General features: G+C 72.7%; 22 protein-coding genes. 12 read left to right on the plus strand and 10 right to left on the minus strand.

The features are described 5' to 3' along the window. The first annotated feature begins 41 nt into the window (after positions 1-41). Positions 42-1043 (plus strand): stage II sporulation protein M, encoded by a 1002-nt coding sequence (locus tag GA0070604_RS04510; protein ID WP_091114634.1) that lies wholly within the window; start codon positions 42-44, stop codon positions 1041-1043. On the opposite strand, the gene GA0070604_RS04515 is transcribed toward GA0070604_RS04510, so the two are convergent. The 5 genes from GA0070604_RS04515 to GA0070604_RS04535 are packed head-to-tail and all read right to left on the minus strand — an operon-like array spanning position 1021 to position 6065. After that, a complete protein-coding gene (locus GA0070604_RS04515) occupies positions 1021-2331 on the minus strand; it encodes a DUF58 domain-containing protein (RefSeq protein ID WP_091114638.1) in 1311 nt (436 codons plus the stop codon). The two genes, GA0070604_RS04510 and GA0070604_RS04515, sit on opposite strands and share 23 nt — an antisense overlap. Further along, positions 2328-3317 (minus strand): AAA family ATPase, encoded by a 990-nt coding sequence (locus GA0070604_RS04520; RefSeq protein WP_091114642.1) that lies wholly within the window; start codon positions 3315-3317, stop codon positions 2328-2330. The genes GA0070604_RS04515 and GA0070604_RS04520 overlap by 4 nt, the downstream gene beginning before the upstream one ends. Further along, positions 3314-4603: a DUF4350 domain-containing protein gene (locus tag GA0070604_RS04525; RefSeq protein ID WP_091114645.1), complete on the minus strand. Its 1290-nt coding sequence runs from the start codon at positions 4601-4603 to the stop codon at positions 3314-3316. Before GA0070604_RS04525 ends, GA0070604_RS04520 begins: the two co-directional genes overlap by 4 nt. Then, positions 4600-5223, minus strand: coding sequence for a DUF4129 domain-containing protein (locus GA0070604_RS04530; RefSeq protein WP_091114648.1), 624 nt, complete (start codon positions 5221-5223; stop codon positions 4600-4602). The genes GA0070604_RS04525 and GA0070604_RS04530 overlap by 4 nt, the downstream gene beginning before the upstream one ends. Beyond that, a complete protein-coding gene (locus tag GA0070604_RS04535) occupies positions 5220-6065 on the minus strand; it encodes a hypothetical protein (protein WP_091114651.1) in 846 nt (281 codons plus the stop codon). Before GA0070604_RS04535 ends, GA0070604_RS04530 begins: the two co-directional genes overlap by 4 nt. Before the next feature lie 213 nt (positions 6066-6278). On the opposite strand from GA0070604_RS04535, the gene mtrA reads away from it, so the two are divergent. From mtrA to hpf, 5 genes are all read left to right on the plus strand, one after another. After that, entirely contained in the window at positions 6279-6968 is a 690-nt protein-coding gene (gene mtrA / locus GA0070604_RS04540; RefSeq protein ID WP_091114656.1) for an MtrAB system response regulator MtrA, read from the plus strand. 67 nt (positions 6969-7035) lie between these two features. Next, positions 7036-8763, plus strand: a complete 1728-nt coding sequence (gene mtrB / locus GA0070604_RS04545) for an MtrAB system histidine kinase MtrB (protein ID WP_091126900.1) — start codon at positions 7036-7038, stop codon at positions 8761-8763. Positions 8764-8998: 235 nt separating this feature from the next. Further along, on the plus strand, positions 8999-10804 hold the full coding sequence (locus GA0070604_RS04550; protein ID WP_091114660.1) for an LpqB family beta-propeller domain-containing protein: 1806 nt from the start codon (positions 8999-9001) through the stop codon (positions 10802-10804). 7 nt (positions 10805-10811) lie between these two features. After that, positions 10812-11513, plus strand: a complete 702-nt coding sequence (locus GA0070604_RS04555) for a ComF family protein (protein WP_091114663.1) — start codon at positions 10812-10814, stop codon at positions 11511-11513. A 245-nt stretch (positions 11514-11758) separates the two neighbouring features. Beyond that, positions 11759-12442: a ribosome hibernation-promoting factor, HPF/YfiA family gene (hpf, locus tag GA0070604_RS04560; protein ID WP_091126901.1), complete on the plus strand. Its 684-nt coding sequence runs from the start codon at positions 11759-11761 to the stop codon at positions 12440-12442. Between the two features lie 40 nt (positions 12443-12482). Here hpf and GA0070604_RS31615 read toward each other — a convergent pair whose 3' ends face one another. After that, positions 12483-13124 (minus strand): GNAT family N-acetyltransferase, encoded by a 642-nt coding sequence (locus GA0070604_RS31615; protein ID WP_167363394.1) that lies wholly within the window; start codon positions 13122-13124, stop codon positions 12483-12485. Next, entirely contained in the window at positions 13121-14287 is a 1167-nt protein-coding gene (locus GA0070604_RS31620) for a GNAT family N-acetyltransferase (RefSeq protein ID WP_244161741.1), read from the minus strand. The genes GA0070604_RS31615 and GA0070604_RS31620 overlap by 4 nt, the downstream gene beginning before the upstream one ends. Positions 14288-14448: 161 nt before the next feature. Between GA0070604_RS31620 and secA the strand changes: the two genes are divergently transcribed. After that, the gene (gene secA, locus GA0070604_RS04570) at positions 14449-17367 is read left to right on the plus strand and encodes a preprotein translocase subunit SecA (protein WP_091114666.1); all 2919 of its coding nucleotides are present in this window, start codon (positions 14449-14451) and stop codon (positions 17365-17367) included. 229 nt (positions 17368-17596) lie between these two features. Here the strand turns inward: secA and GA0070604_RS04575 are convergent, their stop codons facing one another. Further along, positions 17597-18187: an Rv3235 family protein gene (locus GA0070604_RS04575; RefSeq protein ID WP_091114671.1), complete on the minus strand. Its 591-nt coding sequence runs from the start codon at positions 18185-18187 to the stop codon at positions 17597-17599. 102 nt (positions 18188-18289) lie between these two features. Beyond that, on the minus strand, positions 18290-18517 hold the full coding sequence (locus GA0070604_RS04580; protein ID WP_091114674.1) for a helix-turn-helix domain-containing protein: 228 nt from the start codon (positions 18515-18517) through the stop codon (positions 18290-18292). A gap of 205 nt (positions 18518-18722) precedes the next feature. On the opposite strand from GA0070604_RS04580, the gene GA0070604_RS04585 reads away from it, so the two are divergent. Next, entirely contained in the window at positions 18723-19232 is a 510-nt protein-coding gene (locus GA0070604_RS04585) for a DUF6912 family protein (RefSeq protein WP_091114677.1), read from the plus strand. A 73-nt stretch (positions 19233-19305) separates the two neighbouring features. Here GA0070604_RS04585 and GA0070604_RS04590 read toward each other — a convergent pair whose 3' ends face one another. Beyond that, entirely contained in the window at positions 19306-20352 is a 1047-nt protein-coding gene (locus tag GA0070604_RS04590; protein WP_091114679.1) for a hypothetical protein, read from the minus strand. A 540-nt stretch (positions 20353-20892) separates the two neighbouring features. Here GA0070604_RS04590 and pruA point away from each other — a divergent pair. From pruA to ftsE, 4 genes are all read left to right on the plus strand, one after another. Next, positions 20893-22521 (plus strand): L-glutamate gamma-semialdehyde dehydrogenase, encoded by a 1629-nt coding sequence (gene pruA / locus GA0070604_RS04595; protein ID WP_091114684.1) that lies wholly within the window; start codon positions 20893-20895, stop codon positions 22519-22521. A 215-nt stretch (positions 22522-22736) separates the two neighbouring features. After that, positions 22737-23255, plus strand: coding sequence for a PadR family transcriptional regulator (locus GA0070604_RS04600; RefSeq protein ID WP_091114687.1), 519 nt, complete (start codon positions 22737-22739; stop codon positions 23253-23255). Positions 23256-23487: 232 nt separating this feature from the next. Further along, positions 23488-24609: a peptide chain release factor 2 gene (gene prfB, locus GA0070604_RS04605; RefSeq protein ID WP_091114690.1), complete on the plus strand. Its 1122-nt coding sequence runs from the start codon at positions 23488-23490 to the stop codon at positions 24607-24609. 118 nt (positions 24610-24727) lie between these two features. Further along, positions 24728-25408: a cell division ATP-binding protein FtsE gene (gene ftsE / locus GA0070604_RS04610; RefSeq protein ID WP_091114694.1), complete on the plus strand. Its 681-nt coding sequence runs from the start codon at positions 24728-24730 to the stop codon at positions 25406-25408. Positions 25409-25469: the final 61 nt, after the last annotated feature.

Raw genomic sequence — 25469 nt, forward strand, 5'->3', positions numbered from 1 at the left:
TCGGACAGTGAACACTATTGGCGCCGGACGGGGGAGGCGGAGTGGATCTCGACGCGTACGTGGCGGCGCACGGCGCCGAGTGGCGGCGGCTGGAGCAGTTGACCGGCCGACGCCGGCTCGACGCGGCCGAGGTCGACGAGCTGGTGGCCCTCTATCAGCGGGCCGCCACCCACCTCAGCGCGCTGCGTAGCCGCTCACCCGATCCGGTGCTGGTCAACCGCCTGTCCCAACTGGTGCTCGCGGCTCGGGCCCGGATCACCGGACGGCCCCGGCCGTCCTGGGCCGCGGTGGGTCGCTTCCTCCTCGCCGACCTGCCGGCCGCGCTCTACCGGGCGTGGCCCTGGTGGTGCGCGGTGGCCACCGGATTCACCGCGCTGAGCTTCTTTCTCATGTGGTTCGTCGCCGGCCACCCGGACACCGCCGCCGCGTTCGTCGGCGAGGACACCGCCAAGGAACTCGTGGACTCGGGCTTCGCCGGCTACTACACTGAGTTCTCCGCGCCGACCTTCGCCTTCCACCTGTGGACGCACAACGCCTGGCTCGCCGCGCAGTGCCTGGCGTCCGGGGTGCTGGTGGTGCCGGTGTTCTGGCTGCTGTGGCAGAACGCGCTGAACGTCGGCGTGGTCGGCGGCGTGATGATCTCGTACGGCCGGGGCGATGTCTTCTTCGGCCTGATCACTCCGCACGGGCTGCTCGAACTGACCGGGATCTTCGTGGCGGCCGGGGTCGGGCTGCGTACCGCGTGGGCGTGGATCGCGCCGCCGGCCCAGCTCAGCCGGGGGCGGGCGGTCGCCGAGGCGGGCCGGTCGGCGATCGTGGTCGCCGCCGGACTGGTCGGGCTGTTCGCGGTCTCCGCGCTGCTGGAGGCGTTCGTTACCCCGGCGCCGGTGCCGGTCGCCGTCCGCGTCGCCGTCGGCGCCACGGTCTGGCTGGCTTTCCTGTCGTACGCCCTGCTCCTCGGCCGCCGCGCCGCCCGTCCCGCCCCCGCGCCGCCCGCCGCGGACTCCCCTCCAGGCCGGGTCAGAGTTGGCCGAGGGACTTGAGGCGCAGGTAGGTGTCGGCGATCGCCGGGGCGAGGCGGTCGGCGGGAGCGTCCACCACGGTCACGCCGTGCCGGGACAGGGCGGCCCGGACCCGGTCCCGCTCGGCCAGCGCCCGCCAGGCCGACGCGGCGGCGTACGCGTCGTCCGGTCCGGCCGGTTTGGCGGCGGTGAGCCCGGTGAGCACCGGGTCGTGGGTCGCCGCGATCACCACCCGGTGCCGGGCGGCCAGTCGGGGCAGCACCGGGAGCAGGCCCTCACCGAGCGGGCCCGCCTCCAGGGCGGTGAAGAGCACCACCAGGCTGCGCCGCCGCTCTCGGCGCAGCACCTCACCGGCGATCAGCTCGAAGTCGGTCTCCACCAGCGCCGGCTGGAGCGGGGCGAGCGCGTCCACCAGGCGGGTGAGCAGGGCGGGCCGGCCGCTGCCGGTCACCGCCGCTCGCACCGTGCTGTCGGCGGCGAGCAGGTCGACCCGGTCGCCGGCCCGGGCGGCGAGCGCGGTGAGCAGCAGCGCCGCGTCGATCGCGGTGTCCAGCCGGGGCTCGTCGCCGACGCGTACGGCGGAGGTGCGGCCGGTGTCCAGCACGCAGACCAGCCGCCGGTCCCGTTCCGGCCGCCAGGTGCGTACCAGCACGTCCGAGTGGCGGGCGCTGGCCCGCCAGTCGATCGAGCGCACGTCGTCGCCGATCACGTACTCGCGCAGGGTGTCGAACTCGGTGCCCTGACCGCGTCCCCGGGTCACCTGGACGCCGTCGATGATCCGCAGTTTCGCCAGCTTCTCGGGCAGGTGCCGCCGGGAGTCGAAGCGGGGCAGCACGCGCAGCGTCCACGGTGGCGTGCCGGGTCGGCCGGCGCGTTGCCGGAACGCCAGCCGCAGCGGGCCGAGGGAACGTACGGTGAGCGCCGCCGCGGGCCGGTCGCCGCGCCGGGCCGGGGTGAGGCGGACCGGCAGCTCGGCCGTGCCGCCGGGCTCGACCGTCAGCAGCTGTCCCGGGGGTACGTCCGGCCGGGCCCCCGCCGAGGGCACCCAGGCGTCGCGTACCTGGGCGTGCAGCGTACGGCCGGAGGCGTTGGCCAGGTGCAGGGTGACCGTGGCGGTGCCGCCGAGCCGGACCGTCCGGTCGCCGGTGCGGGTGGCGGTGAGCGCGTGCAGTGGCGCCGCGAGGGCCCAGTCGAGGGCGACGAGGAGCAGCACCGCACCGGTCATCACGGCGACGCCGAGAAACGGCGCCGGCCAGGCCGGCAGGGTGGCCGCGCCCGCGGCGAGCAGCAGCGCCGCCCGCCAGGTCATCGCGGCGTCGGCACGGTGGCCAGCACCGCGTCCAGTACCGAGTCGACGCTCACGCCCTCCAGTTCGACCTCGGGGCGCAGCCGGAGCCGGTGCCGCAGGGTGGGCCGGGCCACCGCCTTCACGTCGTCCGGCGTGACATGGTCCCGTCCGGCCAGCCAGGACCACGCCTTGGCGGCGCTGAGCAGCGCGGTGGCGCCGCGCGGCGAGGCACCCAGTTCCAGGGCCGGGGCGGCCCGGGTGGCCCGGCACAGGTCCACGATGTAGCCGAGCAGCGGCTCGGCGACGTGCACCCCGTGGACGGCCTCCCGGGCCGCGGCCAGGTCGGCGGCGGTGGCCACCGGGCGTACGCCGGCGGCGTGCAGGTCGCGCGGGTCGAAGCCGGCGTGGTGCGCGCGGAGCACGCCCAGTTCCTCGTCGCGGTTGGGCAGCGGTACGGTCAGCTTGAGCAGGAACCGGTCGAGTTGCGCCTCGGGCAGCGGGTACGTGCCCTCGTACTCGACCGGGTTCTGGGTGGCGGCGACGATGAACGGCTCGGGCAGCGGGCGGCGCTCGCCGTCGACGGAGACCTGCCGCTCCTCCATCACCTCCAGCAGCGCCGACTGGGTCTTGGGGGGCGTCCGGTTGATCTCGTCGGCGAGGAGCAGGTTGGTGAAGACCGGCCCTTCCCGGAAGGTGAACGCGGCGGTGCGCGGGTCGAAGATCAGTGACCCGGTGACGTCGCCGGGCATCAGGTCGGGGGTGAACTGGACCCGCTTGGATCGCAGGTCGAGCGCGGTGGCCACGGTCCGGATCAGCAGGGTCTTGGCCACCCCGGGCACGCCCTCCAGCAGCACGTGCCCGCGGCAGAGCAGCGCGATCACCAGGCCGGTGACGACGGCGTCCTGCCCGACGACGGCCTTGGCCACCTCGGCCCGCAGCCGGTGCAGGGCGGCGCGGGCGTCGGGCTGCGCGACGGCCGGCGCGGCGGCGAAGACGGGTCCGGTCACCGGGGATCTCCTTCGGTCGGGTGGACGAGGGTACGGGTCAGGGCGTCCAGGCCGTGGGCCAGTTCCAGCAGTTCCTGGTCGGTGGTCGGCGGGGCGCCGTGCAGCAGCTCCGCCACCCGCTCGACGTCGTCGCCGGCGTACTCGGCGACCCGGACGGCCACCTCGGCGGGCGGTGTGTCGGGCGGCAGGTTGAGCCGGGGCCGTAGCCGGGCCAGCGCGGCGGCGCGCAGGGTCTCGGCGGCGGGCCCTCGGGCGCCGGCCCGCCGGTAGAGGCGGGCCCGACCGAGCACCGTCTCGGCGGAGCGGACGGTCACCGGCAGCGGCTCCGGCACGGGCGGGCCGAGCCGGCGGGCCCGCCAGAGCACCACCAGCAGCCCGGCCAGCGCGAGCTGGGCCAGCAGGGCCCAGAACCAGGTCGGGAAGGCGTCCCAGAGCGGGTTGTCCTGCTGCTGCGGGCGCTCCGCCCGGTCGTCCGGGCGCTGGGACGGACGGGTCGGCCGGCCGTCGCCCTCCTGGCCGGATGCCCGGCCCGGCCCGTCGGGTGCGGGGTCCGGGCCGGGCAGGTCGAGCCAGACCAACCGGCGATCGCCGCCGAGCAGGCCGGTGGCGAGGGCGCGGTTGCCCCACTCGTCGATCCGGTCGTTGCGGAACGGGTCGCTGGCCCCGATCACCACCACTTCGACAGCCCGGGGCAGCCGGACCAGCCCTCCGGAGTAGCAGCGGTCGACGGTCGCGCTGCCCTGGGCCGCGTAGCGCTGCCGGTCGGCGGCGGCGGTGCCGGCGCGGTCGGCTTCCGCGAGGGGGCAGCGGCGGCCGTCGGCGTCCGGGGTGGTGGCCCGGGTGGCCCACCGGCGTTCGGTCGACGCCAGCGGCACGTCCAGCCCCGCGAGCGCCCACCGGGACGGGTCGACCAGCACCAGCCGGCTGCCGGTCGGCAGGTCGGCCAGGGCGGCGACGGTGCTCGGGTGCACCAGCTCCGGGGCCGGTACGAAGAACGTCGTCGGGCCGGCCTGGGCGGCGCGCAGCGCCTGCCGGGTGTCGGTCTCGCGGCGTACGGTCACGCCCTGTTCGCGTAGCGCCTCGGCCAGTTTGCTGCCGCCGTCGTCGCCGGTGGCGGCCGGAGAGAGGAAGCCCCGGTCGGTGGCGTCGGGCTGGTCGATGGCGTGGAAGACCAGGGTGGCCACGATCAGCACCACGGCCAGCCCGAGCGGGACCAGCAGCCGGTGCCGACGGCGTCGGGCGGAGGTCGGAGCCACCGGGCGGGGCGGGTCGAGGGTGGCGGTCACCTGTGCTCACCCTCCCCGGTCAGCTCGCGGTGCAGGTCGGTGGCGAGGTCGCGCATCCGGTGGTCGTGCTCCCGGGTGGCCGGTCGTTGGGCGTACCAGAGGTCGGAGAAGATCGTGGCGGCGGCGTGCAGGGTGGGGTGCACCCGGGGTCGGGCGTGGGCCGCCGCCGCGGTCAGTTCGGTGACGGTCATTCCGGGCCGGATCTCGACGACCCGCCGGTCGACCAGTTCGCGGACCATGCCGCGGAGCCGTTCCCGGACCGCCTCGGCGTACCGGCCCTCGGCGGCGAGCCGGTCGGCGTGGCTGCCGGACGCGGTGGCCACCGGCTCGGCCGCGCGGGGCGCGGGCACCGGCGGCGCGTCGTCCGCCGACCGGGGCGCCGGCCGGCGTCGCCGCAGTCGGGGCAGCCGCAGCCTCGGCAGCCGCAGCCGGGGGAGCCGGAGCCGAGGGAGGCGCAGCCGGGGCAGGTGTGGCCGGGGCAGCCGGGTGGGCACCCAGGCCGGGAAGAAATACCAGGCCAGGGCGGCCAGCAGCGCGGCGAGTAGGACGAGCAGGGCAGCCAGCGGCAGCGGTACGACGTCCCCGATCGCGGCGACCGCCTCGGTCCACCAACGGCTCACCGCCGCACCGCCAGCAGGGCGGGCTCCGGGATCCCGGCCGGGGCCCGGGAGAGCCGGATGTCCAGCCCCTCGGTGCGCATCCGGGTCTCCAGGTGCAGCACCGCGTCGAGGCAGGCCAGCGCCGGGTACGCGAGCGCGTTCACCCCGGCCCAGGTGACCGTGGCGACCGGCAGCGCCCAGGCGGAGACGTCGAAAAGGCCGAGCAGCGCGAGACCGTAGTAGGCGCCGAGGCCGATGCCGAGCCGGATCAGCCACCAGCCGAGATAGCCGAGGAGCCGGATGCCGGCGAACCGCCCACCGGCGCGTACCGCGAGCGTGAGCGCGCGCCAGGGTGCCCGGTACGCCGGGACCCGGTCCACCACCAGCACCGGGACGACGGCGCCGAGCAGCCCGTACGCGGCGAACCAGGCCGGCCCGGCCACCCCGGCGAGACACACGGTGAGCCCGACCGCGACCGCGATCAGCAGGGTGGCGCCCCACCGGGCCCCGGCCGGGCGCAGCAGCTCGCCCGGCTCGGCCCGGCGGCCGAGCAGCGCCGCCGCCGCGCCCCGGGCGGCCGGGTTGCCCAGCAGGGCGATGATCAGCGCCTCGGTGCCGGCGCCGACCGCCAGCAGCAGCCAGTACCAGCCGATCTTGTCGGGGTCGAGCCACCACGCGGGCGCTCGGGCGTCGGCCAGCAGCCGCAGCGGGTGCAGCAGCAGCTGCTCGCCGAGGGACAGCAGGACCGCGAGCGGGATCAGCAGCCGGGCCTGGCCGCGAAGCAGCAGGACGGCCGAGTCCAGCAGCTCGCCCACCGTCAGCGGGCGGCGCGGGAGCACTGCGGTCGGGCCGACGTCGGGCACGCGTACTCCTGGCGGACGAGCGGTGGTGGCGGGCACGAGGTGCCCGAGGGATCATGGTTGCACGGCCGGTCCTGCTCCGGTGGACCTGTCCGCCGTGGCACGCCACGCGGAAGGTCCTGGCCTGTCAGCTGTGGTGCGTGGCCGCGGGTCGCAGTACCGTGCCGTGATGATGCCGAACCCTTCGAACCGAACGGGGATGGAACGATAAACCCCATGAGAGCTCGGGTACTGGTGGTCGACGACGACCCTGCCCTCGCCGAGATGCTCGGCATCGTGCTGCGCAGCGAGGGCTTCGTGCCCTCCTTCGTCGCGGACGGGGAACGGGCGCTGGCCGCGTTCCGCGAGAGCCGGCCCGACATCGTCCTGCTCGACCTGATGCTGCCCGGTATGAGTGGAATCGACGTGGCCCGGGCGATCCGGGGCGAGTCCGGCGTGCCGATCGTCATGCTGACCGCCAAGAGCGACACCGTCGACGTGGTGCTCGGGTTGGAGTCCGGGGCCGACGACTACGTGGTGAAGCCGTTCAAGCCCAAGGAGCTGGTGGCCCGGATGCGGGCCCGGCTGCGCCGGGGCGAGGACGTGGCACCCGAGCTGCTCACCATCGGCCCGCCCGGCAACCAGATCTCGATCGACGTGCCGGCGCACACGGTCAGCCGGGACGGCGAGGAGGTGAAGCTGACCCCGCTGGAGTTCGACCTGCTGGTCGCGCTCGCCCGCAAGCCGCGTCAGGTCTTCACCCGCGAGGTGCTGCTGGAGCAGGTCTGGGGCTACCGGCACGCCGCCGACACCCGCCTGGTGAACGTGCACGTGCAGCGGCTGCGCGCCAAGATCGAGCCGGATCCGGAGCGACCCGAAATCATCCTCACCGTGCGCGGCGTGGGCTACAAGGCGGGCACCGGATAGCCTGGTGGTCACTGTGGTGACCTCCCCGCCCCCCGACTCGCCGACCACCGCGTCGCGCTGGCTGCGCATGGCGCGGGCGTTGTGGCGTGCCCTCACCGGTTGGGCGGCCGGGCTGGTCTCCGGCCTGCACGGGGCCTGGCGGCGGTCGCTCCAGCTTCGTGTGGTGACCATCACGCTGGTGGCGTCCAGCCTGCTGGTGGGCGGCTTCGCCTACCTGATCGCCGACAAGATCACCGGCATCCTGTTGGAGAACGCCGAGACCGACGTCCTGCAGCGGCTGCAGAACGGCAGTGACTACGCCTCGAAGCAGTTCAACCTCTACAGCCGGGCCGAGGACGCCCAGCTCCGGGACACCATCGACGGCACGGTGAACTACCTGGCCGGCGGTGACCCGACGCAGAGCAGCGGCGTGGTGGTCGCGATCATCGGGGACAACACCAACGGGGTCATCTCGCCGCGTACCTCCCCGGAGGTCGAGCTGCGCCCGCTGATCGGACCGGAGCTGCGGGCCTCCGTCGCCGCCGGCAACGTGGCCCACCAGATCCGTACCGGGGTCCTCGGCGACCAACGCACCAAGTACCTCGTCTACGGCTCGCCGGTGCCGACCCAGTTCGGGCAGCTGGAGCTCTACTACCTCGTACCGCTGGCCCGGCAGGACGCCACCGCAGCCGACGCCCGGGCCACCGTGGTCGCCACCGGCACCGCCCTGGTCCTCCTGCTCGGCCTGCTCGCCGCCCTGGTCACCCGGCTGGTGGTGACCCCGGTACGGGTGGCCGCCCGGACCGCCCAGCGGCTCTCCGCCGGGTTGCTCGACCAGCGGATGGTGGTCAACGGCGAGGACGATCTGGCCCTGTTGGCCGCCTCGTTCAACCAGATGGCGACCAACCTGCAACGGCAGATCCTCCGGCTGGAGGAGATGTCGCGGTTGCAGCGCCGGTTTACCTCGGACGTCTCGCACGAGCTGCGTACGCCGCTGACCACGGTCCGGATGGCCGCCGACCTGATCTTCGCCGAGCGCGACGGCTTCGACCCGGCGGTGGCCCGCAGCGCCGAGCTGCTCCAGGCCGAGCTGGACCGGTTCGAGGAGCTGCTCACCGACCTGCTGGAGATCAGCCGCTTCGACGCCGGCTTCGCGATGCTGGACGCCGAGCCGACCGACCTGGTGCCGGTGGTGCACCGGGTGACCGAGCGGCTGGCCGGGCTGGCCGAGCGGGTGGGGGTGGCCATCGAGCTGGACGTACCGGACACGCCGGTGATCGCCGAGGTGGACCCGCGCCGGGTCGAGCGGGTGCTGCGCAACCTGGTCGGCAACGCGGTCGAGCACGGCGAGGGCAAACCGGTGCGGATCACGCTGGGGATGGACCAGAACGCGGTGGCGATCACCGTCCGGGACCACGGTGTGGGACTCAAGCCGGGCGAGGAGAAGCTGGTGTTCAACCGGTTCTGGCGGGCCGACCCGTCCCGCGCCCGGCAGACCGGCGGCACGGGCCTCGGCCTCTCGATCAGCGTGGAGGACGCCCGGCTGCACGGCGGGTGGCTGGAGGCGTGGGGCGCTCCCGGGCAGGGTGCCCAGTTCCGGCTGACGCTGCCGGCGCGGGCCGGCGACCGGCTGACGACCTCGCCGTTGCGGCTGGTGCCGTCCGACGCCCCGCTGCCGTTCGGTGGCCCTCGGGACGGGGGGCTGTTGGCCATCGGGCCGGGCACCGCGGGGGCGTTGGCCATCGGGCCGAGCACGGCGGGGGCGCTGGCCATCGGGCCGGCCGAGGACGCCGGCCGGAAGGAGGTGGCACCGTGAGCGCGAGGAGTGAGCCGGGTTTGCGAGCCCCGCGGTCGCGAGCATGGGTGGGCACCGTGAGCGCGAGGAGTGAGCCGGGTTTGCGAGCCCCGCAGTCGCGAGCATGGGTGGGCACCGTGAGCGCGAGGAGTGAGCCGGGCTTGCGAGCCCCGCAGTCGCGAGCATGGGTGGGCACCGTGAGCGCGAGGAGTGAGCCGGGTTTGCGAGCCCCGCGGTCGCGAGGAGAGGTGGCGCGGTGAGGCGTGGGGTGCTGGCGGCGCTGTTGGCCGGTGCGATCCTGCCCGCCGGGCTGGCCGGCTGCGGCATTCCCAGCGAGACCGAGGTGCAGGTGGACGGCCGCCCGAAGCCGGCGGCCGAGGCCGGCGTGCGCAACGGCTACAGCGCCGAGCCGCCCTCCCAGGCGGCCAGCAGCGATCCCGCCCAGTTCATCCGCAACTACCTCTCCGCCGCTGCCGGCGAGCGCGAGCAGGCGTACGCCCGGGCCAAGAAGTTCATCGCGCCGGAGTCGCAGAACCAGCTGCGGGAGAAACAGCAGAGCAGCGAGGTCGAGCTGACCGTGGTCCGGTTGCGGGATGAGCCGGTGGTCAGCCCGGAGAGCAACGACCCCATCAGCGTGGTCACGGTGTCGGTGCAGCAGGTCGGGGTGCTGCGCCCCGACGGCACCCTGGCACCGCCGACGCTGAGCGATACCAAGTACGTGTTCCGGCTCCGCCCGGCCGACGCCGGCAGCACCGGGCTCTACATCACCGACCTGCCGAACGTGTTGCTGCTCAGCGACACCGCCCTGCGCAACTACTACGGCACGCACACCGTCTACTTCTGGAACTCCGACCAGAGCCGGCTGGTGCCCGACCAGCGCTACCTGCCGTCCACGGTGCCCGACGAGCGCCGGGTGACCGAGGTGGTCAAGTGGCTCGCTGGCGGCCCACCCGACTGGCTCGCGTCGGGGGTGTCCCGGCTGCCCGCCCGCACCGCGCTGATCAACAACGCCACCGGCGCGGACAACCACTGGGAGGTCAACCTGACCATGCCCAATGCGACCGACTTCCGGCTGTCCCGGCTCGCCACCCAGCTCGCGTGGTCGTTGCAGGAGTTCACCGGCGAGCTCCAGCTCAAAATCCAGAACCAGAACCGGCACACCGTCGACCTCAAGCAGGCGCGGGACACCTTTCCGCTGTACCCGCCCTCGGGCGCTCCCGAGCGGTTCTGCGTCTACGACGGCGTGATCCACCCGATCTCCGTCGCCGGCGAGTCGTCCGGCCCGGTCCCGCTGTCGGAGGAGGCCAACAAGGGCGTGGTGTCGGCGGCGCTCAACCGCGCCGGCGACGAGGTGCTCGCGGCGCTGGTGGTCACCCGGCCGGACCGGCGGCAGCGGCTCATGGTCGGCACCAACCCGGCTCCGGTCACCCTGTTCAACGGCAGCGAGAGGTGGTTCGGCTCGATCGACCGCCCGACCTGGCTCCGTTCCCTGGACCAGGATCATCCGACCGGTCTGGTGGTGGCGGACGGCAAGCTCTACCGGTTCGACGGCATGGCCGGGATGACCCAGACCCCGCTCCCGGTCCCGGGCAGGGTCACCGCGGTCGCCAGCTCGTTCGACGGGCACCGGATCGCGCTGATCATCGATGGCAGCCTCTACGTGGCGGCGGTGAGCGTCGACGGGAACGCGGTCGAGGTGAACCAGCCCCGTCGGCTGGTGACCCGGCTCACCGGGATCACCGCCGTCGACTGGTCCGCCGCGAACGAGCTGGTCTTCGCCGGCAACGAGGCGGGCCGCCCGGCGATCTACCAGACCACCGTGGACGGGGGGCTGGAGACCGCGCTGAAGCGGCAGATCGGCGCCGAGGTGACCCAGCTGGCCGCGTACGCGGGCGGCTCGACCGGCGCGCTGCCCCCCTTCATGTACGAGACGAACAAGGCGGCCTTCCGGAACAACCCGTTCGAGATCATCAAGCGGGAGCAGGTGCTGGACCTGCCGGCGTCCTCGGCGTCGCCGGGCGCCCGGGCACCCAACCCCACCGCCCCGTTCTTCCTCTACTGAGGTGCCGATGCGGGGCCTGGACGGACTCTGGTCCGATCTGACGGATCTGGTGCTGCCGGCCGGGTGCGCCGGTTGCGCCGACCGGGTCCCGGGCCTGACCCGGGGCTTCTGTCCACGCTGCGTCGGTGAGTTGGCGGCGCTGCATCCCGCGCCGACCCGCCCCGATCCGGCCCCGCCCGACCTGCCGCCCTGCGTCGCGCTCGGCCCGTACGCGGGCGCGCTGCGGGAGGGGCTGCTGGCGTACAAGGAGCGGGGTCGGCACGGGCTGGCCCGGCCGCTGGGTGCGCTGCTCGCCGAGGTGGTGGCCGCGGCGGTGGGACCGGCGCGGCCGGTGACCCTGGTGCCGGTGCCGGACACCGCGCGGGCGGCGCGGGCCCGCTACGGCGACCATCTGGGCCGGTTGACCCGCCACGCGGCGGCCCGGTTGCGGGCGGCGGGCTGGCCGGTACGCGTGCTCCAGCCGCTGCGGGCGCTGCCCCGGCCGGACTCGGTCGTGTTGGACAGCGCCGGGCGGGCCGCCGCGGCCGAGGCGGCGTTCCGGCTGCGCCGGTCCGGTGGTGCGCCGGTGGCCGGTCCGGTGGTGCTGCTCGACGACATCGTCACCACCGGGGCGACGCTCGCGGCGGTGAGCCGGATCTTGCGCTCAGTGGGAATGACGCCAAAGGCCGCGGCGCTGCTCGCCGCAACGCAAAAGCGGCCCTTTCGGTGACGCTTCGTGTTTCCGTTTCACCCCTTGGTGTACGAGCTGAGGGAATTCGAGGGCAGTCTCGACAACGAGGGGTGACTACTGGGGGAACAGGAGTTAGCGTTCTCATGTCGGGGGTAGGAGCCTCTCCAGCCACTCCCGGCGTGGGAAGGAGGCGTAGCCGCACCAACCGGTCGACGCCGAGCGGGATGCTCCCAGTGGCGGGTCGGCCGGACCGGATCAACGACCGTCCGAACAAGGGAGGTCACGTGGACATCGTGGTCAAGGGCCGTAACGTCGAGGTGCCGGACCATTACCGGGTGCACGTCGCAGACAAGCTCGCGAAGATCGAACGCTACGACCATAAGCTCATTCGCGTGGACGTCGAGTTGTTCCACGAGCGCAATCCGCGCCAGGCCGATCACTGCCAGCGGGTGGAGATCACCTGCGTGTCACGGGGCCCGGTGATCCGGGCCGAGGCCTGCACGAGTGATTTCTACAGCGCGCTGGACGCGGCCATCGCCAAGCTGGACACCCGGTTCCGCCGGGCGGCCGACCGGCGTCGGGTGCACCGGGGGCGGCACGCGCCGCTCTCCGTCGCCGCCGCCACCGCGGGCCTGCCGGTCGTCGACCTCGACGGTCCGGGGCTGGCCACGCTGAACGGCGCGCGGACGGCCACCGCGGTCGCCGACCGGCCCGACGAGCCCACCATCGCCGCCGACCGACCGGACGAGGACGGCCACGAGGCGTACGACGACGACCAGCCGTGGCACATCGCACGGGAGAAGGTGCACCCGGCGGAGCCGATGACCGTCGACGACGCGCTGTTCCAGATGGAGCTGGTCGGCCACGACTTCTATCTGTTCCAGGACAAGGAGTCCGGCCGCCCGAGCGTGGTCTACCGCCGCCACGCCTACGACTACGGGATCATCTCGCTCGACACCACTTTCTGACCACGAGCAGCAGGGGCCCCGCGTAAGCGGGGCCCCTTTCCTATTCCCGCAGGTCGGAGGCGAGCAGGCCGAAGAGGACGGAGTCGGTGCGGGTGCCGTCCGGGCCGGGGAGCCGGCCGCGCAGCAGCCCTTCACACCGAAAGCCGATCCGCTCCAGCACCCGTTGGGCGGCGACGTTCTCGGCGCGGGTGCCGGCCCAGAGCCGGGCCAGGCCGATGCCGAACGCCCAGTCGGCGACGAGCCGCACCGCCCGGGTGGTCAACCCCCGGCCACGCGCCTCGGGCAGCATGCTGCAGCCGAGCATGGCCTGGCCGGTGGCCGGCTCGTCGTACACCAGTGCACAGCCCCCGGCCGTCGTGCCGGACGACGCGTCCAGGATCACGAGGTCGGCCGAGCGGCCGGCCAGCCAGTGGCTCTCGGCCAGACGGCAGCGCCGCTCGATCGACTCCGGGCTCGGTGGCACCGGCGGCACCCGGTTCGCCACCACCTCGGGCAGCGTGTGCAGCCGGTGCAGCGCGTCCGCGTCGCCGGGGGCGATCCGGCGCAGGGCCACCACGCCGTCGGTGAGCCGACCGTCCGGCAGGTCGGGCAGCGGCCGGGCGGCCGGACCGGGCGGGTCGACGGCGAGGCGTACCCAGGCGCGCAGCCGCACCCCGTACGCCTCGATCGTCTCCGGCGTCACGCCAGGTCCTGCGGGAGCAGCGCGGCCACCCACACGTCCGGCCGCTCGCTCCGCTGTTGGATGCCACTTCGGGCGGTGCCTTCGAAGGTGAAGCCCGCCTTCTCGGCGACCCGGCGGGAGGCCGTGTTGCCCACGTTGGCCCGCCACTCGATCCGGGCCAGGCCGAGCGTGGTGAACCCCCAGGCGCAGAGCGCGGCCAGCGCGGCCGGCAGGTAGCCCCGGCCTCGGGCGTACGGGGCGGCCATGAAGCCGACGTCGGCGACGAGCGGGTCGGCGGGGGAGATCCGCAGGTCGATGGAGCCCGCGTACTGGTCCTCAGCGTCGGCGATGGCGTAGTTGGCGCCGGTGCCCCGGGCCCAGGTCGCCTCGGCGACGTCGTGCAGGTAGCCGTCGGCGTGCTCTCGCTGGTAGGGGTGCGGGACGCTGGTCCAGCGCACGGTCTGCTCGTCCTGACAGGTGGCCACGACCGCGTCCAGGTCGCGTTCCTCCAGCGGGCGTAGCCGTAGCTCGGTGGCGCCGGCGGTGGCGAACAGGAGGGGCTGCGGGCGGCCGAACACGGCGGCCCGACGGGCCGCCAGGGTGTCCGGGCCGGCGGGACCGGGTGCGCCGGGTTCGGGCACCTCGCCGGGGAGCAGTGAGCCGAGCCAGCCCTCCCGGCGCCCGCCGGCCGCCGGCTGGGCGAGCCGCAGCTCGCCCTCGATCCGGAAGCCGGCGCGGAGCGCGACCAGCCGGGAGGCGTGGTTGCCGATCTCGGCCTGCCAGATCACGCGACGCAACTTGGCAACGTCGAAGGCCCAGCGGGCGACCGCCCGGGTGGCCCGGACCGCGACGCCCCGCCCCCGTGCCCACGGCGCGGTCCAGTAGCCGACCTCCGCGCTGCCCAGGCTCCGGTCGATCGAGACCAGGCCGCAGGAGGCCAACAGCTCGCCGGTCGCGGCGTCGCAGACCGCGAACTCCGCCCCGCTCCCGTCGGCCCAGGCCGTGGGGCTGCTCACGGCGACGAAGTCGCGGGCGTGCTCGGGCAGGTATGGGCGGGGTACGGTGGTCCAGCGCTGGATGTCCGGGTCCTGGCAGGCGCGGTGAACCGCGTCGGCGTCCTCCGCCCGCCAGGGGCGCAGCAGCAGACCGTCCTCGAGGATCTCTACGGGCTCCACCCGAGTCATCGTGCCGGATCGTTCGCGCTGGGCGTAACCCGATTTACCGTCCGCCGGTGCGCCAGCGGGGCGTTATGTCGGGTTCATCGGTCCGGACCGCCGCCACCACTGACCAACACCGCGATGGAGCGCCTACGATGGTTCGAGACCGTCTAGGGGAGCGTTGATCCGTGTCGATTCTGGAAAAGGTCCTTCGCGCCGGCGAGGGTCGCATGGTGCGTCGGCTGAAGGCCATCGCCGCCGCCGTCAACTCGATCGAGGACGACTACGTCAACCTCACCGACGACGAGCTGCGCGGCATGACCGACCAGTTCAAGGAGCGGCTCGCCGACGGGGAGACCCTCGACGACCTGCTGCCCGAGGCGTTCGCGGTGTGCCGGGAGGCCGCCTCGCGGGTGCTCGGCCAGCGGCCCTACGACGTCCAGGTGATGGGCGGCGCGGCGCTGCACTTCGGCAACATCGCCGAGATGAAGACCGGTGAGGGCAAGACCCTGACCTCGGTCATGCCGGTCTACCTCAACGCGCTCGCCGGCAAGGGCGTGCACGTGGTCACGGTGAACGACTACCTGGCCGAGCGCGACGCCGCCTGGATGGGCCGGGTGCACGAGTTCCTCGGCCTCACCGTGGGCGTGGTGCTGCCCAACCGGCCGGCCAGCGAGCACCGGGCCGCGTACGAGTGCGACATCACCTACGGCACCAACAACGAGTTCGGCTTCGACTACCTGCGCGACAACATGGCCTGGTCGCGGGACGAGCTGGTCCAGCGCGGGCACTTCTTCGCCGTGGTCGACGAGGTGGACTCGATCCTCATCGACGAGGCCCGGACCCCGCTGATCATCTCCGGCCCGGCCGAGCACTCCGCCCGCTGGTACCAGGAGTTCGCGGCCGTGGTGGCCCGCCTCCAGCCCGGCACCGACGGCGAGGGCGACTACGAGGTCGACCACTCCAAGCGCACCATCGCCATCACCGAGCGCGGCGTGGCCAAGGTCGAGGACCGGCTCGGCATCGACAACCTCTACGAGTCGGTCAACACCCCACTGGTCGGCTACCTCAACAACGCGATCAAGGCCAAGGAGCTCTACAAGCGCGACAAGGACTACATCGTCAACGAGGGCGAGGTCCTGATCGTCGACGAGTTCACCGGTCGCATCCTGCACGGCCGCCGCTACAACGAGGGCATGCACCAGGCGATCGAGGCCAAGGAGGGGGTGGAGATCAAGCAGGAGAACCAGACCCTGGCCACCATCACCCTCCAGAACTACTTCCGCCTCTACGACAAGCTGTCCGGCATGACCGGTACCGCCCAGACCGAGGCGGGCGAGTTCAACAAGGTCTACAAGGTCGGCGTGGTGACCATCCCGACGCACCGGCCGATGGTCCGCCTCGACCGTCCGGACGTCATCTACAAGACCGAGAAGGCCAAGTTCAACGCCGTGGTCGAGGACATCGCCGAGCGGCACGAGCAGGGCCAGCCGGTGCTGGTCGGCACCGTCTCGGTGGAGAATTCCGAGATCCTCTCCCAGTTGCTGCGCCGCCGCGGCATCCCGCACTCCGTGCTGAACGCGAAGTTCCACGCCAAGGAGGCGGAGATCGTCGCCCAGGCCGGGCGCAAGGGCGCGGTCACCGTCGCCACCAACATGGCCGGCCGTGGTACGGACATCCTGCTCGGCGGCAACGCCGAGTTCCTCGCCGCCAACGAGCTGCGCCAGCGCGGCCTCGACCCGGTCGAGCAGCCGGAGGAGTACGCCAAGGCGATGGAGGAGGTCCTGCCCACGTGGAAGCAGGCCTGCGACGCCGAGGCCGAGGAGGTGGCCGCCGCCGGTGGCCTCTACGTGCTGGGCACCGAGCGGCACGAGTCCCGCCGGATCGACAACCAGCTCCGCGGTCGTGCCGGCCGGCAGGGTGACCCGGGCGAGTCCCGCTTCTACCTCTCGCTCCAGGACGAGCTGATGCGGCGCTTCCGGGCCGGTGCGGTCGAGGCCGTGATGGAGCGCTTCAACATCCCCGAGGACGTGCCCATCGAGTCGAAGATGGTCACCCGCCAGATCAAGAGCGCGCAGGCCCAGATCGAGGGCCAGAACGCCGAGATCCGGAAGAACGTCCTCAAGTACGACGAGGTGATGAACAAGCAGCGCCAGGTGATCTACGCCGAGCGCCTCCGGGTGCTCAACGGCGAGGACCTCTCCGAGCAGGTCCGCAACATGATCGACGACGTGGTTACCGCGTACGTCATCGGTGCCACCAGCGAGGGCTACGCCGAGGACTGGGACCTCGACCAGCTCTGGTCCAGCCTCAAGCAGCTCTACCCGGTGGGCATCACCGTCGAGGAGCTGGAGGAGGAGGTGGGCTCCCGGGCCGGCATCGACCAGGACTTCCTGCTCTCCCGCCTCAAGGAGAACGCGCACGCCGCGTACGATCGGCGCGAGGAGCAGCTCGGCGAGGAAGCGGTACGCCAGCTTGAGCGGATGGTCCTGCTCCAGGTGATCGACCGCAAGTGGCGCGAGCACCTCTACGAGATGGACTACCTCCAGGAGGGCATCAGCCTGCGGGCGTACGCCCAGCGCGACCCGGTCATCGAGTACCAGCGCGAGGGCTTCGACATGTTCGCCACCATGATGGACGGCATCAAGGAGGAGACGGTCGGCTTCCTCTACAACCTGGAGGTGCAGGTCGAGGAGCCCGCGCCGGAGGCCGAGGAGGTGCAGCTGCTGGAGAAGCCGGTGGAGATCCGCGCCAAGGGCCTCAACCGCGCGCCGCAGCAGCAGGGCCTGCAATACTCCGCGCCGGCCATCGACGGCGAGGCCGGGCGGGGCGCTCCCACCATCGAGCGGGCCGACGCCCAGGCACCCGCCCTGGGCATCGGCAACCCGGACAGCACGGCCCGCCCCGCCGCCCCGTCGCCGTCGGGCAAGCCCCGGCGCCCGGCGGCTGCCGGGATGAACGGCCAGGCGGTCGCGGCCAGCACTGCCCGCCGGGCCGCGCCCGGCCAGGTGAACGCCGGTGAGGGCCCGTCCCGCAACGCGCCCTGCCCGTGCGGCTCCGGCCGCAAGTACAAGCGGTGCCACGGCGCACCCAACGGGGGCAACTGACCCCGCCGCACCCAGCGACGACGGGCCCCGGCCGACGGCCGGGGCCCGTTCGCGTACCGGCCCTTTGATCCACTCGCTTTGCGGCGAACGGCGCTATCCGGGCGGCCGGATGCCGCAGTGTGCGGCACGTGGAGTTGATCAGCTGGTTCAGGCGCGTTGGTCGAGCGGATCACGCGGGGATCGGGGGCGGGGTCGCGGCCGGCGGTGTTCTGGCGCCACCCGGGGCCGGTCAGAGGACGTCGAGGGTGGTGCAGAGCCAGGCGGCGCGGCGGTGTTCCAGGCGCAGGGCGATGGCCCAACTGGCGCCGCCCGCCCCGGCAAGTACGGCGGCGGCCTCGACCGCGCCCGCGCGGGGCTCGCACACGCGCAGCCGGCGGAGCTGGAGGACCGGGCGGCCGGATCGGCGGCGTACCGGGCCGACCCGGCGGGCGGCACGGGCCAGCTCGGCGGCTACCTTGGCCCCGGCGTCGGGCACGCAGAGCGGTCGGAGCTGCCCGGGCGGACGGTAGCCGTTGACGATCTCCAGGAAGGTGCGGACGAAGCGGAAGGCGGCCCGGGTGGCCTCGGGGGTCGCGGTGACCAGGGCGGGCGCCGGTGGGCCACCGGTACGCCGCCCCGGCCCGGTCGACGCCGGTCGGATGTCCACGGGTCGGCCGGCGGGTCGGCCGGAGTCGTGGCGGCGAGAGTCGAACAGGTCGAGGGTGAGCTGATCGACGTTGCCCCAGGGTGATCCCTCGTCGACGCAGGGCGGGTCGATCGGTGGGGCGGGGCGGAGACGGACCGGGGGACGCGGTGCCAGCGGCCGGCGGGTGTCGGTCATCCTCAACCCCTGTTCGTTGCGTTTGCCTTCGTTTGCCTCCGAATGTGTTTCATTCTCAGCCAGGGTAACGCCGGTCGTCAATGCCGTAGCGGCACCGGATGATTACTCCGGGTCGCGGTCGGCGAGCGGGTTGTCGCGTACCCACTCGGCGGTCTCCGCGTACTTTCGCTGGATGTACTCCTCCAGGCGGGCGCGTTCCACCCGCCACTGCCCGCGGCCGCCGATCTTGATCGCGGGCAGCTCGCCGCTGCGCACCATGTGGTAGACCTGCGAGTCCGAGACGTTGAGCTCGGCGGCCACGTCGGACAGCAGCAGGAACCTGGGCTCCATGGTGACTCCCCCGGTCGGCTTCGTTTGCCTAAGTTTGCCATCGCTCGCCGCCATGCCCCAGCCTGCTCCGTGGTGATCCGGAAGGGGACACACCGGCGGGGAACTTCTCCCGGGCGGGTGCGGGGTGTATGACGGTCACGGCGTACGGCATGATCGGCGCCCGGAGCCGGCATCCGCCGGCCGGGCCTGAGCAGGGGAGAGACCGGTGGCCGACGAGCTTGTCCGGGTGTACGTGCCGGCGATCGTCCCGATGCTGGCGCGGCTGCGCGAGCAGGGGCTCGCGGTCGACGAGGCGCACGCGGTCACCCCGGAGCTGCGCGAGTGGTACGCCGAGGGTGACGAGGAGGAGTTGGAGTACGTCGCCTTCACCCGGGCCGCCCAGGACGCGTTGCTGTTGCTGCGCGCCGACCCGGCCGCACCCCGGCGCCGGCTGGTCGTCTCGGCGGACCTGCCGGCGTCCTCGGTCGGCCGGGCCGACGGAGAACTGGGCTCCAGTATCGTCCGGTTGACCGGACCGGTGCCGGTCGGCGCGGTCGCCGCGATCCACGTGGACGGCGCGGAGGCGGTCGACGACGTGGCGGCGGCCGCCGAGGTGGTCGCCGACGCCCGGGCCGGCGACCCGGACGCCCAGTTCACCGTCGACGGGGCCGAGGACCACGAACTGGAGTGGTACGACCCGACCGAGCTCGACCTGCTGCTGCACGAGGTCTCCTGACCCGCCGTATTCGTGCCGGCGCGCACCAGCGCGGCGAGCCGGTCGGCAGCGGCCACCACGGATGGCACCCGGGTCAGGCGACGGCGTCCTCGGCCGGCTCGTCCTCTTCCAGAACGGGACGTGGGCCGAGCGTGCGGCCGAAGGCGACGAGCGCGGTGAGCGCTCCGACGAAGAGCACCCAGATTCCGTTGTCGATCCGGGAGGTGCCCAATGCCGTCTGCGCCACCTGGTCCGCCTCGCTGAGGGCGGCGGCCAGGTCCAGCAGGCCACGTCCGCCCACTCGGATGATCACTTCGGTGAGCAGCAGGAGCAGGCCCGGCCCGGCCCCGGCGACCAGGTACGCCGGCCAGCGCAGCTCCGCCGCGTCCCGGCAGGCGGCGCGGCGGCGGGCCCAGCGCAGGTAGCCGAAGGCCAGCAGGCCGGCGATCAGCCCGGCGAGCAACGACTCCGTCCGGGACACCCACTTGGCGGCGTCGAGCATCGACTGCTGGGTGTCTCCGGCCCCGAACAGGTCGGACAGCGGGTCCCGGGCGCGGCTGAACAGCACCACGAAGACCTGGGCGGCCAGCGTGGCGGCGGCCAGGCCGCCCACCACCCGGGCGTTGCGGGCGCCGGCCAGCGCGCCGCCGATGATGGCCGCCGCGGCGGTGGTGCCGGCAATGGTGTTGGTGGTCGCGTTGTCGGCGTACGTCAGATTGGTGGCCACGGCGGCGGCGAGCCCGACCAACAGGCCGGTGCCGACGGCGGCGAGGAAGCGCAGGGTGGGTCGGCCGAGCGGGTTGGTCGCCGCCAGGGCGACCGCGGCCCCGGCGACCAGCGCGGCGGTGATGACGCCGGGGAGCGCGTACGCGGAGAGGCTGATCGCGGTGACGCCGGCCGCGGCGCTGTTGATCGCCGCCCGGGTGGACCAGAGCATCGCGGCGAGCCAGCCGACCGCCAGCAGCGCCAGCACCACCGCGCCCGGGACGTACGCCGGCCGCCCGGCCTCCTCCGGCGCGCCTTCCTCGACGGGTGCCGGCTGTTCCCCCGCCTCGGAGGAGGTGGCTTCCGGCTGGTCCGGCGTGCCGGGGGCGGGCTGGTCCGGCTCCGCGGCCGTGGAGCTGCCGGGCTGCTTGCTCATCGTCTTCCCTTCGACGGAGGCCGGACGGCCGCGACGGGCCGGGGGAGGTCACCGGCCACCCAGGGTACGCGCCACCCGAGGCTTCCCTGAGGTCCGCTGTCACGCCGGCTCAGGGCAAGGCTTGATCGACTCAACGTGCGGCACGTGGGGGTCAAATCCGATGGTGAGACCACCTCCTACCGCACATCGAGTTGATCATGAGGTGGGCAGGCCGAGGGGATGGCGCGGGCAGGCCGAGGGAGAGGAGCGGGGTGACGGATCGGAGGCAGAGGGGGAGTCTGGCTGAGGGTTCGTCGGGTCGACGTGGGGTCCGGCCTACGGTCCGGTGTGTGCGGGTGTGTCCCGGTCCTCGCTGCGGCAGCGAGATCGAAGCCGCTCATGCGAGGGGCGGCAGGGGTGAGCCGGCGGTGGCGCATGAAAGAATCGGCCCAGGTCCCGCCGCCGCGACCGGTCCGCCACGCGGTGCCCGGCACCCGGCCGCCCGGTCGGTGCCCGCGGGTCCGGTTTCGCCACCGTTGTCGAGATCGCACAGGAGCCGTGATGGACGCCGTGTTCTCCGTACCCGAGCCGCGCAACGAGCCGGTCCACACCTACGAGCCCGGCAGCGCCGACCGGGAGCGGCTCCAGCGGCGGCTGGTTGAACTGGCCGCGGAGCAGATCGAGCTGCCGATGACGATCGCCGGCGAGCAGCGGATGGCCGGCGGCGAGCCGATCAAGGTGGTCCAGCCGCACAAGCACGCCCACGTGCTCGGCGTCACCGGGCACGCCAACCACGACGACGCCCGCGCCGCGGTGCAGGCGGCCAAGGATGCCGCGCCGATGTGGCGGGCGCTGCCGTTCGAGGAGCGGGCCGCGATCTTCCTGCGCGCCGCCGACCTGCTCTCCGGCCCCTGGCGGGACACGCTCAACGCGGCCACCATGCTCGGCCAGTCCAAAACGGCCGTCCAGGCCGAGATCGACTCGGCCTGCGAGCTGATCGACTTCCTGCGGTTCAACGTGCACTTCGCCCGGAAGCTGCTGGCCGAGCAGCCGATCTCCTCGCCGGGCGTGTGGAACCGCCTCGACCACCGCCCCCTCGAAGGCTTCGTCTACGCGATCACCCCGTTCAACTTCACCGCCATCGCCGGCAACCTGCCCTCGGCGCCTGCCCTGCTCGGCAACACCGTGGTCTGGAAGCCGGGCCCGACCCAGCAGTTCGCCGCGCACTTCACGATGCGGCTGTTCGAGGCCGCCGGCCTGCCGCCCGGCGTGATCAACATGGTCACCGGACGCGGCGAGGAGGTCTCCGACGTCGTGCTCGCCGACCCGGACCTGGCCGGCATCCACTTCACCGGTTCGACCAAGGTGTTCCAGCACCTGTGGCGGACCGTCGGCGAGAACATCGGCCGCTACCGGGGCTACCCGCGCCTGGTCGGGGAGACCGGCGGCAAGGACTTCGTGGTCGCGCACGCCAGCGCCGACGTGGACGCCCTGCACACCGCGCTGATCCGCGGCGCGTACGAGTACCAGGGGCAGAAGTGCTCGGCGGCGTCCCGGGCGTACATCCCGCGGTCGATCTGGGAGGGCGGGCTGCGCGACCGGCTGGCCGCCACCGCCGACTCGCTGACCTACGGCGACGTGACCGACTTCAGCAACTTCGGCGGCGCGGTCATCGACGACAAGGCGTTCGGCCGGCACACCGCCGCGCTGGAACTGATCAGGGGGGACGACAGCTGCCAGGTCCTGGCCGGCGGCACCGCCGACGACTCGGTCGGCTACTTCGTCCGGCCGACCCTGTTCGAGTGCTCCGACGCCGCGCACGAGACCTTCACCACCGAGTACTTCGGTCCGATCCTCGGCGTGCACGTCTTCGACGACGCCCGCTTCGACGAGGCGGTCGCGCAGGCCGAGTCGATCGCCCCGTACGCGCTGACCGGGTCGATCTTCGCGACCGACCGCCGGGTGGTCGACCAGGTGGCCGAGAAGATGCGGTACGCGGCCGGCAACTTCTACATCAACGACAAGCCGACCGGCGCGGTGGTCGGGCAGCAGCCGTTCGGCGGGGCCCGGGCCAGCGGCACCAACGACAAGGCGGGTTCCTGGCACAACCTGATCCGCTGGATGTCGCCGCGGACGATCAAGGAGACGTTCGTCCCGCCGACCGACCACGCGTACCCCCACATGGGCTGAACCGGCGGCGGTCGCCGGTGGCGCGCGGAGCGTCACCGGCGACCTGGCCGGGCTCCTTCGGCACGCCGGGCGGTCACCGTCGGTGGCTTTCCAGCGACGATGTCGCCGTCCCCGGCGGACTGTCGTCCACCGACAGTGCACATCGGACGACCCAACCGGCGCCGAAAATGGCAAATCCTGGACGCCGGGTCGGGCAAAGTGGCAGCTTAGAGGGCATGGCGGAAACCGGAGTCAACCCGACAGCGGCGGCCCTGCTCGGGCTGCTGCACGAGGGCCCGATGACAGGCGGCCAGCTCATGGCCGCCGCTGAGCGCCGTCTGGCGCCGTACTGGTCGATGACCCGCAGCCAGGTCTACCGGGAGCTTCCGGTGCTGGCCGAGAAGGGTCTGGTGCGGCTGGGCAAGCCCGGGCCGCGGATGAGCCAGCCGTACGCGATCACGGCGGCCGGAAAACGGACATTTTCCCGCTGGTTGGCCGAGAATCCGGGCAAGGACACCATCCGTAACCCGGTCGCGTTGCGGATCGCGTTCGGCAGCCTGCACTCGCCGAATCAGCTCAAGAACCTGTACACCACCGCGAACGAATACCACACCGAGGCCCTCGCGGCGGCGCGCGAGCAGGTCAAGAACGCCAAGAAGGAAGGCGACAACTACGACGCCAGCGCGTTGGAGTTCGCCGTCGCCTACCATCGGGCGGCCCTGTCCTGGCTCAAGGCCGCGCCAGTCGGCGGGTGACCCCGAAGCGGGTCGGACCGGAGCGGTGAACAGCCTCCCGGGCGGTGCCGCGCCGTCTTTCGCATGGGGCCTGCGGGGCTTGTAGGCGCGCTCGTCGCCCGTGCCGTGCCGTCTTTCGCGCGGGACCTGCGGGGCTTGTAGGCGCGCTCGTCGCCCGCGCTGTTTCGTCTTTCGCGCGGGACCTGCGGGGCTCGCAAGCTCACCCCTTGCCCGCGCAGTACGCTTGTCTGTCGTGACCGCTGCCGATTATGCCGAACAGCTCAAGGAACTCGACGCCACGCTGCGCAACATCGAGGCCGTGCTCGACCTCGACAAGCTGCGCGAGCAGAAGGCCCGCCTGGAGCAGGAGGCCTCCGCGCCCGACCTCTGGGACGACCAGGCGAAGGCACAGCAGGTGACGTCGCAGCTGTCGTACGTCAACGGCGAGATCACCAAGCTCGGTAACCTCCGCTCCCGGCTCGACGACGCCGGGGTGCTGCTGGAACTCGCCCAGGCCGAGGGCGACCCCGGCACGCTCGCCGAGGTCGAGTCGGAGATCACCGGGCTGACCAAGGCCATCCAGGAGATGGAGGTCCGCACCCTGCTCTCCGGCGAGTACGACTCCCGGGAGGCGCTGGTCGCCATCCGGGCCGGTGCGGGCGGTGTGGACGCGGCGGACTTCGCCGAGATGCTGCTGCGGATGTACCTGCGCTGGGCCGAGCGGCACGGCTACCCGACCGAGGTCTACGAGACCTCGTACGCCGAGGAGGCGGGCCTCAAGTCGGCCACCTTCACGGTGAAGGTGCCCTACGCGTACGGCACGCTCAGCGTCGAGTCCGGCACCCACCGCCTGGTGCGGATCAGCCCGTTCGACAACCAGGGCCGGCGGCAGACCAGCTTCGCCGGCGTCGAGGTGCTGCCGGTCGTCGAGCAGACCGACCACATCGAGATCCCCGAGAACGAGATGCGGATCGACGTCTACCGCTCCTCGGGCCCCGGTGGGCAGAGCGTCAACACCACCGACTCGGCGGTCCGGATCACCCACATCCCGACCGGCATCGTGGTCACCTGCCAGAACGAGAAGTCGCAGCTACAGAACAAGGCCTCCGCGCTGCGGGTGCTCCAGGCCCGGCTGCTGGAGCGTAAGCGCCAGGAGGAGCAGGCCAAGCTCCAGGGCCTGAAGACCGAGGCCGCCGGCTCCTGGGGCGACCAGATGCGCTCGTACGTCCTGCACCCGTATCAGATGGTGAAGGATCTGCGGACCGAGCAGGAGACGGGCAATCCCTCCGCGGTCTTCGACGGTGAGCTGGACGGCTTCATCGAGGCAGGTATTCGCTGGCGAAAGCAGCAGCAGCTCACCGCTGACGGTGCGTGATCGCTCTTGGACGCACCGCGTCATCGATCTCTGCCTGACCGGCTGAATCGATGACGCGATGCGTATCCCGGGGGCGGGGGGCTTGGCTCTTCGGTTACACCGCGTAGACTCACGACCCGTGATTCAGCTTGAGCAAGTGACGAAGACGTACCCGAAGGCGTCCCGGCCTTCGCTCGACAACGTGTCCGTCTCGATCGAGAAGGGCGAGTTCGTCTTCTTCATCGGTCCCTCTGGCTCCGGCAAGTCCACGATCATCAAGCTGCTGCTGCACGAGGTCCACCCCAACAAGGGGCGGGTCGTCGTCAACGGCAAGGACGTCACGTCGATGCGGTCCTGGAAGCGACCCCACTTCCGGCGTTCCATCGGCTGTGTCTTCCAGGACTTCCGCCTGCTGCCGAACCGCACGGCCTACGAGAACGTGGCGTTCGCCCTGGAGGTGATCGGCAAGACCAAGGCGGTCGCCCGCCGGGTCGTGCCGGAGGTGCTGGAGCTGGTCGGCCTCGGTGGGAAGGAGCACCGTTACCCCCACGAGCTCTCCGGTGGTGAGCAGCAGCGGGTGGCGGTGGCCCGGGCGTTCGTGAACCGGCCGCTGATCCTGCTGGCGGACGAGCCCACCGGAAACCTGGACCCGGACACGTCGATCGAGATCATGCGCCTGCTGGATCGGATCAACCGCACCGGCACGACCGTCGTGATGGTCACGCACGACTCCAACATCGTGAACCAGATGCGCCGTCGGGTCATCGAGATCGAGAGCGGTCGCATCGTGCGCGACCAGGCCCGTGGCGTCTACGGCTGAGCCGTCCTCCTGACGATCCGTAGATCCTGACGACGAACATCTCACGCCGGAGAGCCGGAGG

Origin of the sequence: Micromonospora eburnea, from assembly GCF_900090225.1 — a bacterium.
GTDB lineage: Bacteria > Actinomycetota > Actinomycetes > Mycobacteriales > Micromonosporaceae > Micromonospora > Micromonospora eburnea.

Bases quoted from the DNA above. Each gene is read 5' to 3' on its own strand.
- GA0070604_RS04515 (WP_091114638.1), bottom strand. From the start codon at position 2,331: ATGACCTGGCGGGCGGCGCTGCTGCTCGCCGCGGGCGCGGCCACCCTG.
- mtrA (WP_091114656.1), top strand. From the start codon at position 6,279: ATGAGAGCTCGGGTACTGGTGGTCGACGACGACCCTGCCCTCGCCGAG.
- mtrB (WP_091126900.1), top strand. From the start codon at position 7,036: ATGGCGCGGGCGTTGTGGCGTGCCCTCACCGGTTGGGCGGCCGGGCTG.
- GA0070604_RS04555 (WP_091114663.1), top strand. From the start codon at position 10,812: ATGCGGGGCCTGGACGGACTCTGGTCCGATCTGACGGATCTGGTGCTG.
- GA0070604_RS31620 (WP_244161741.1), bottom strand. From the start codon at position 14,287: ATGACTCGGGTGGAGCCCGTAGAGATCCTCGAGGACGGTCTGCTGCTG.
- GA0070604_RS04575 (WP_091114671.1), bottom strand. From the start codon at position 18,187: ATGACCGACACCCGCCGGCCGCTGGCACCGCGTCCCCCGGTCCGTCTC.
- GA0070604_RS04580 (WP_091114674.1), bottom strand. From the start codon at position 18,517: ATGGAGCCCAGGTTCCTGCTGCTGTCCGACGTGGCCGCCGAGCTCAAC.
- GA0070604_RS04590 (WP_091114679.1), bottom strand. From the start codon at position 20,352: ATGAGCAAGCAGCCCGGCAGCTCCACGGCCGCGGAGCCGGACCAGCCC.
- pruA (WP_091114684.1), top strand. From the start codon at position 20,893: ATGGACGCCGTGTTCTCCGTACCCGAGCCGCGCAACGAGCCGGTCCAC.
- GA0070604_RS04600 (WP_091114687.1), top strand. From the start codon at position 22,737: ATGGCGGAAACCGGAGTCAACCCGACAGCGGCGGCCCTGCTCGGGCTG.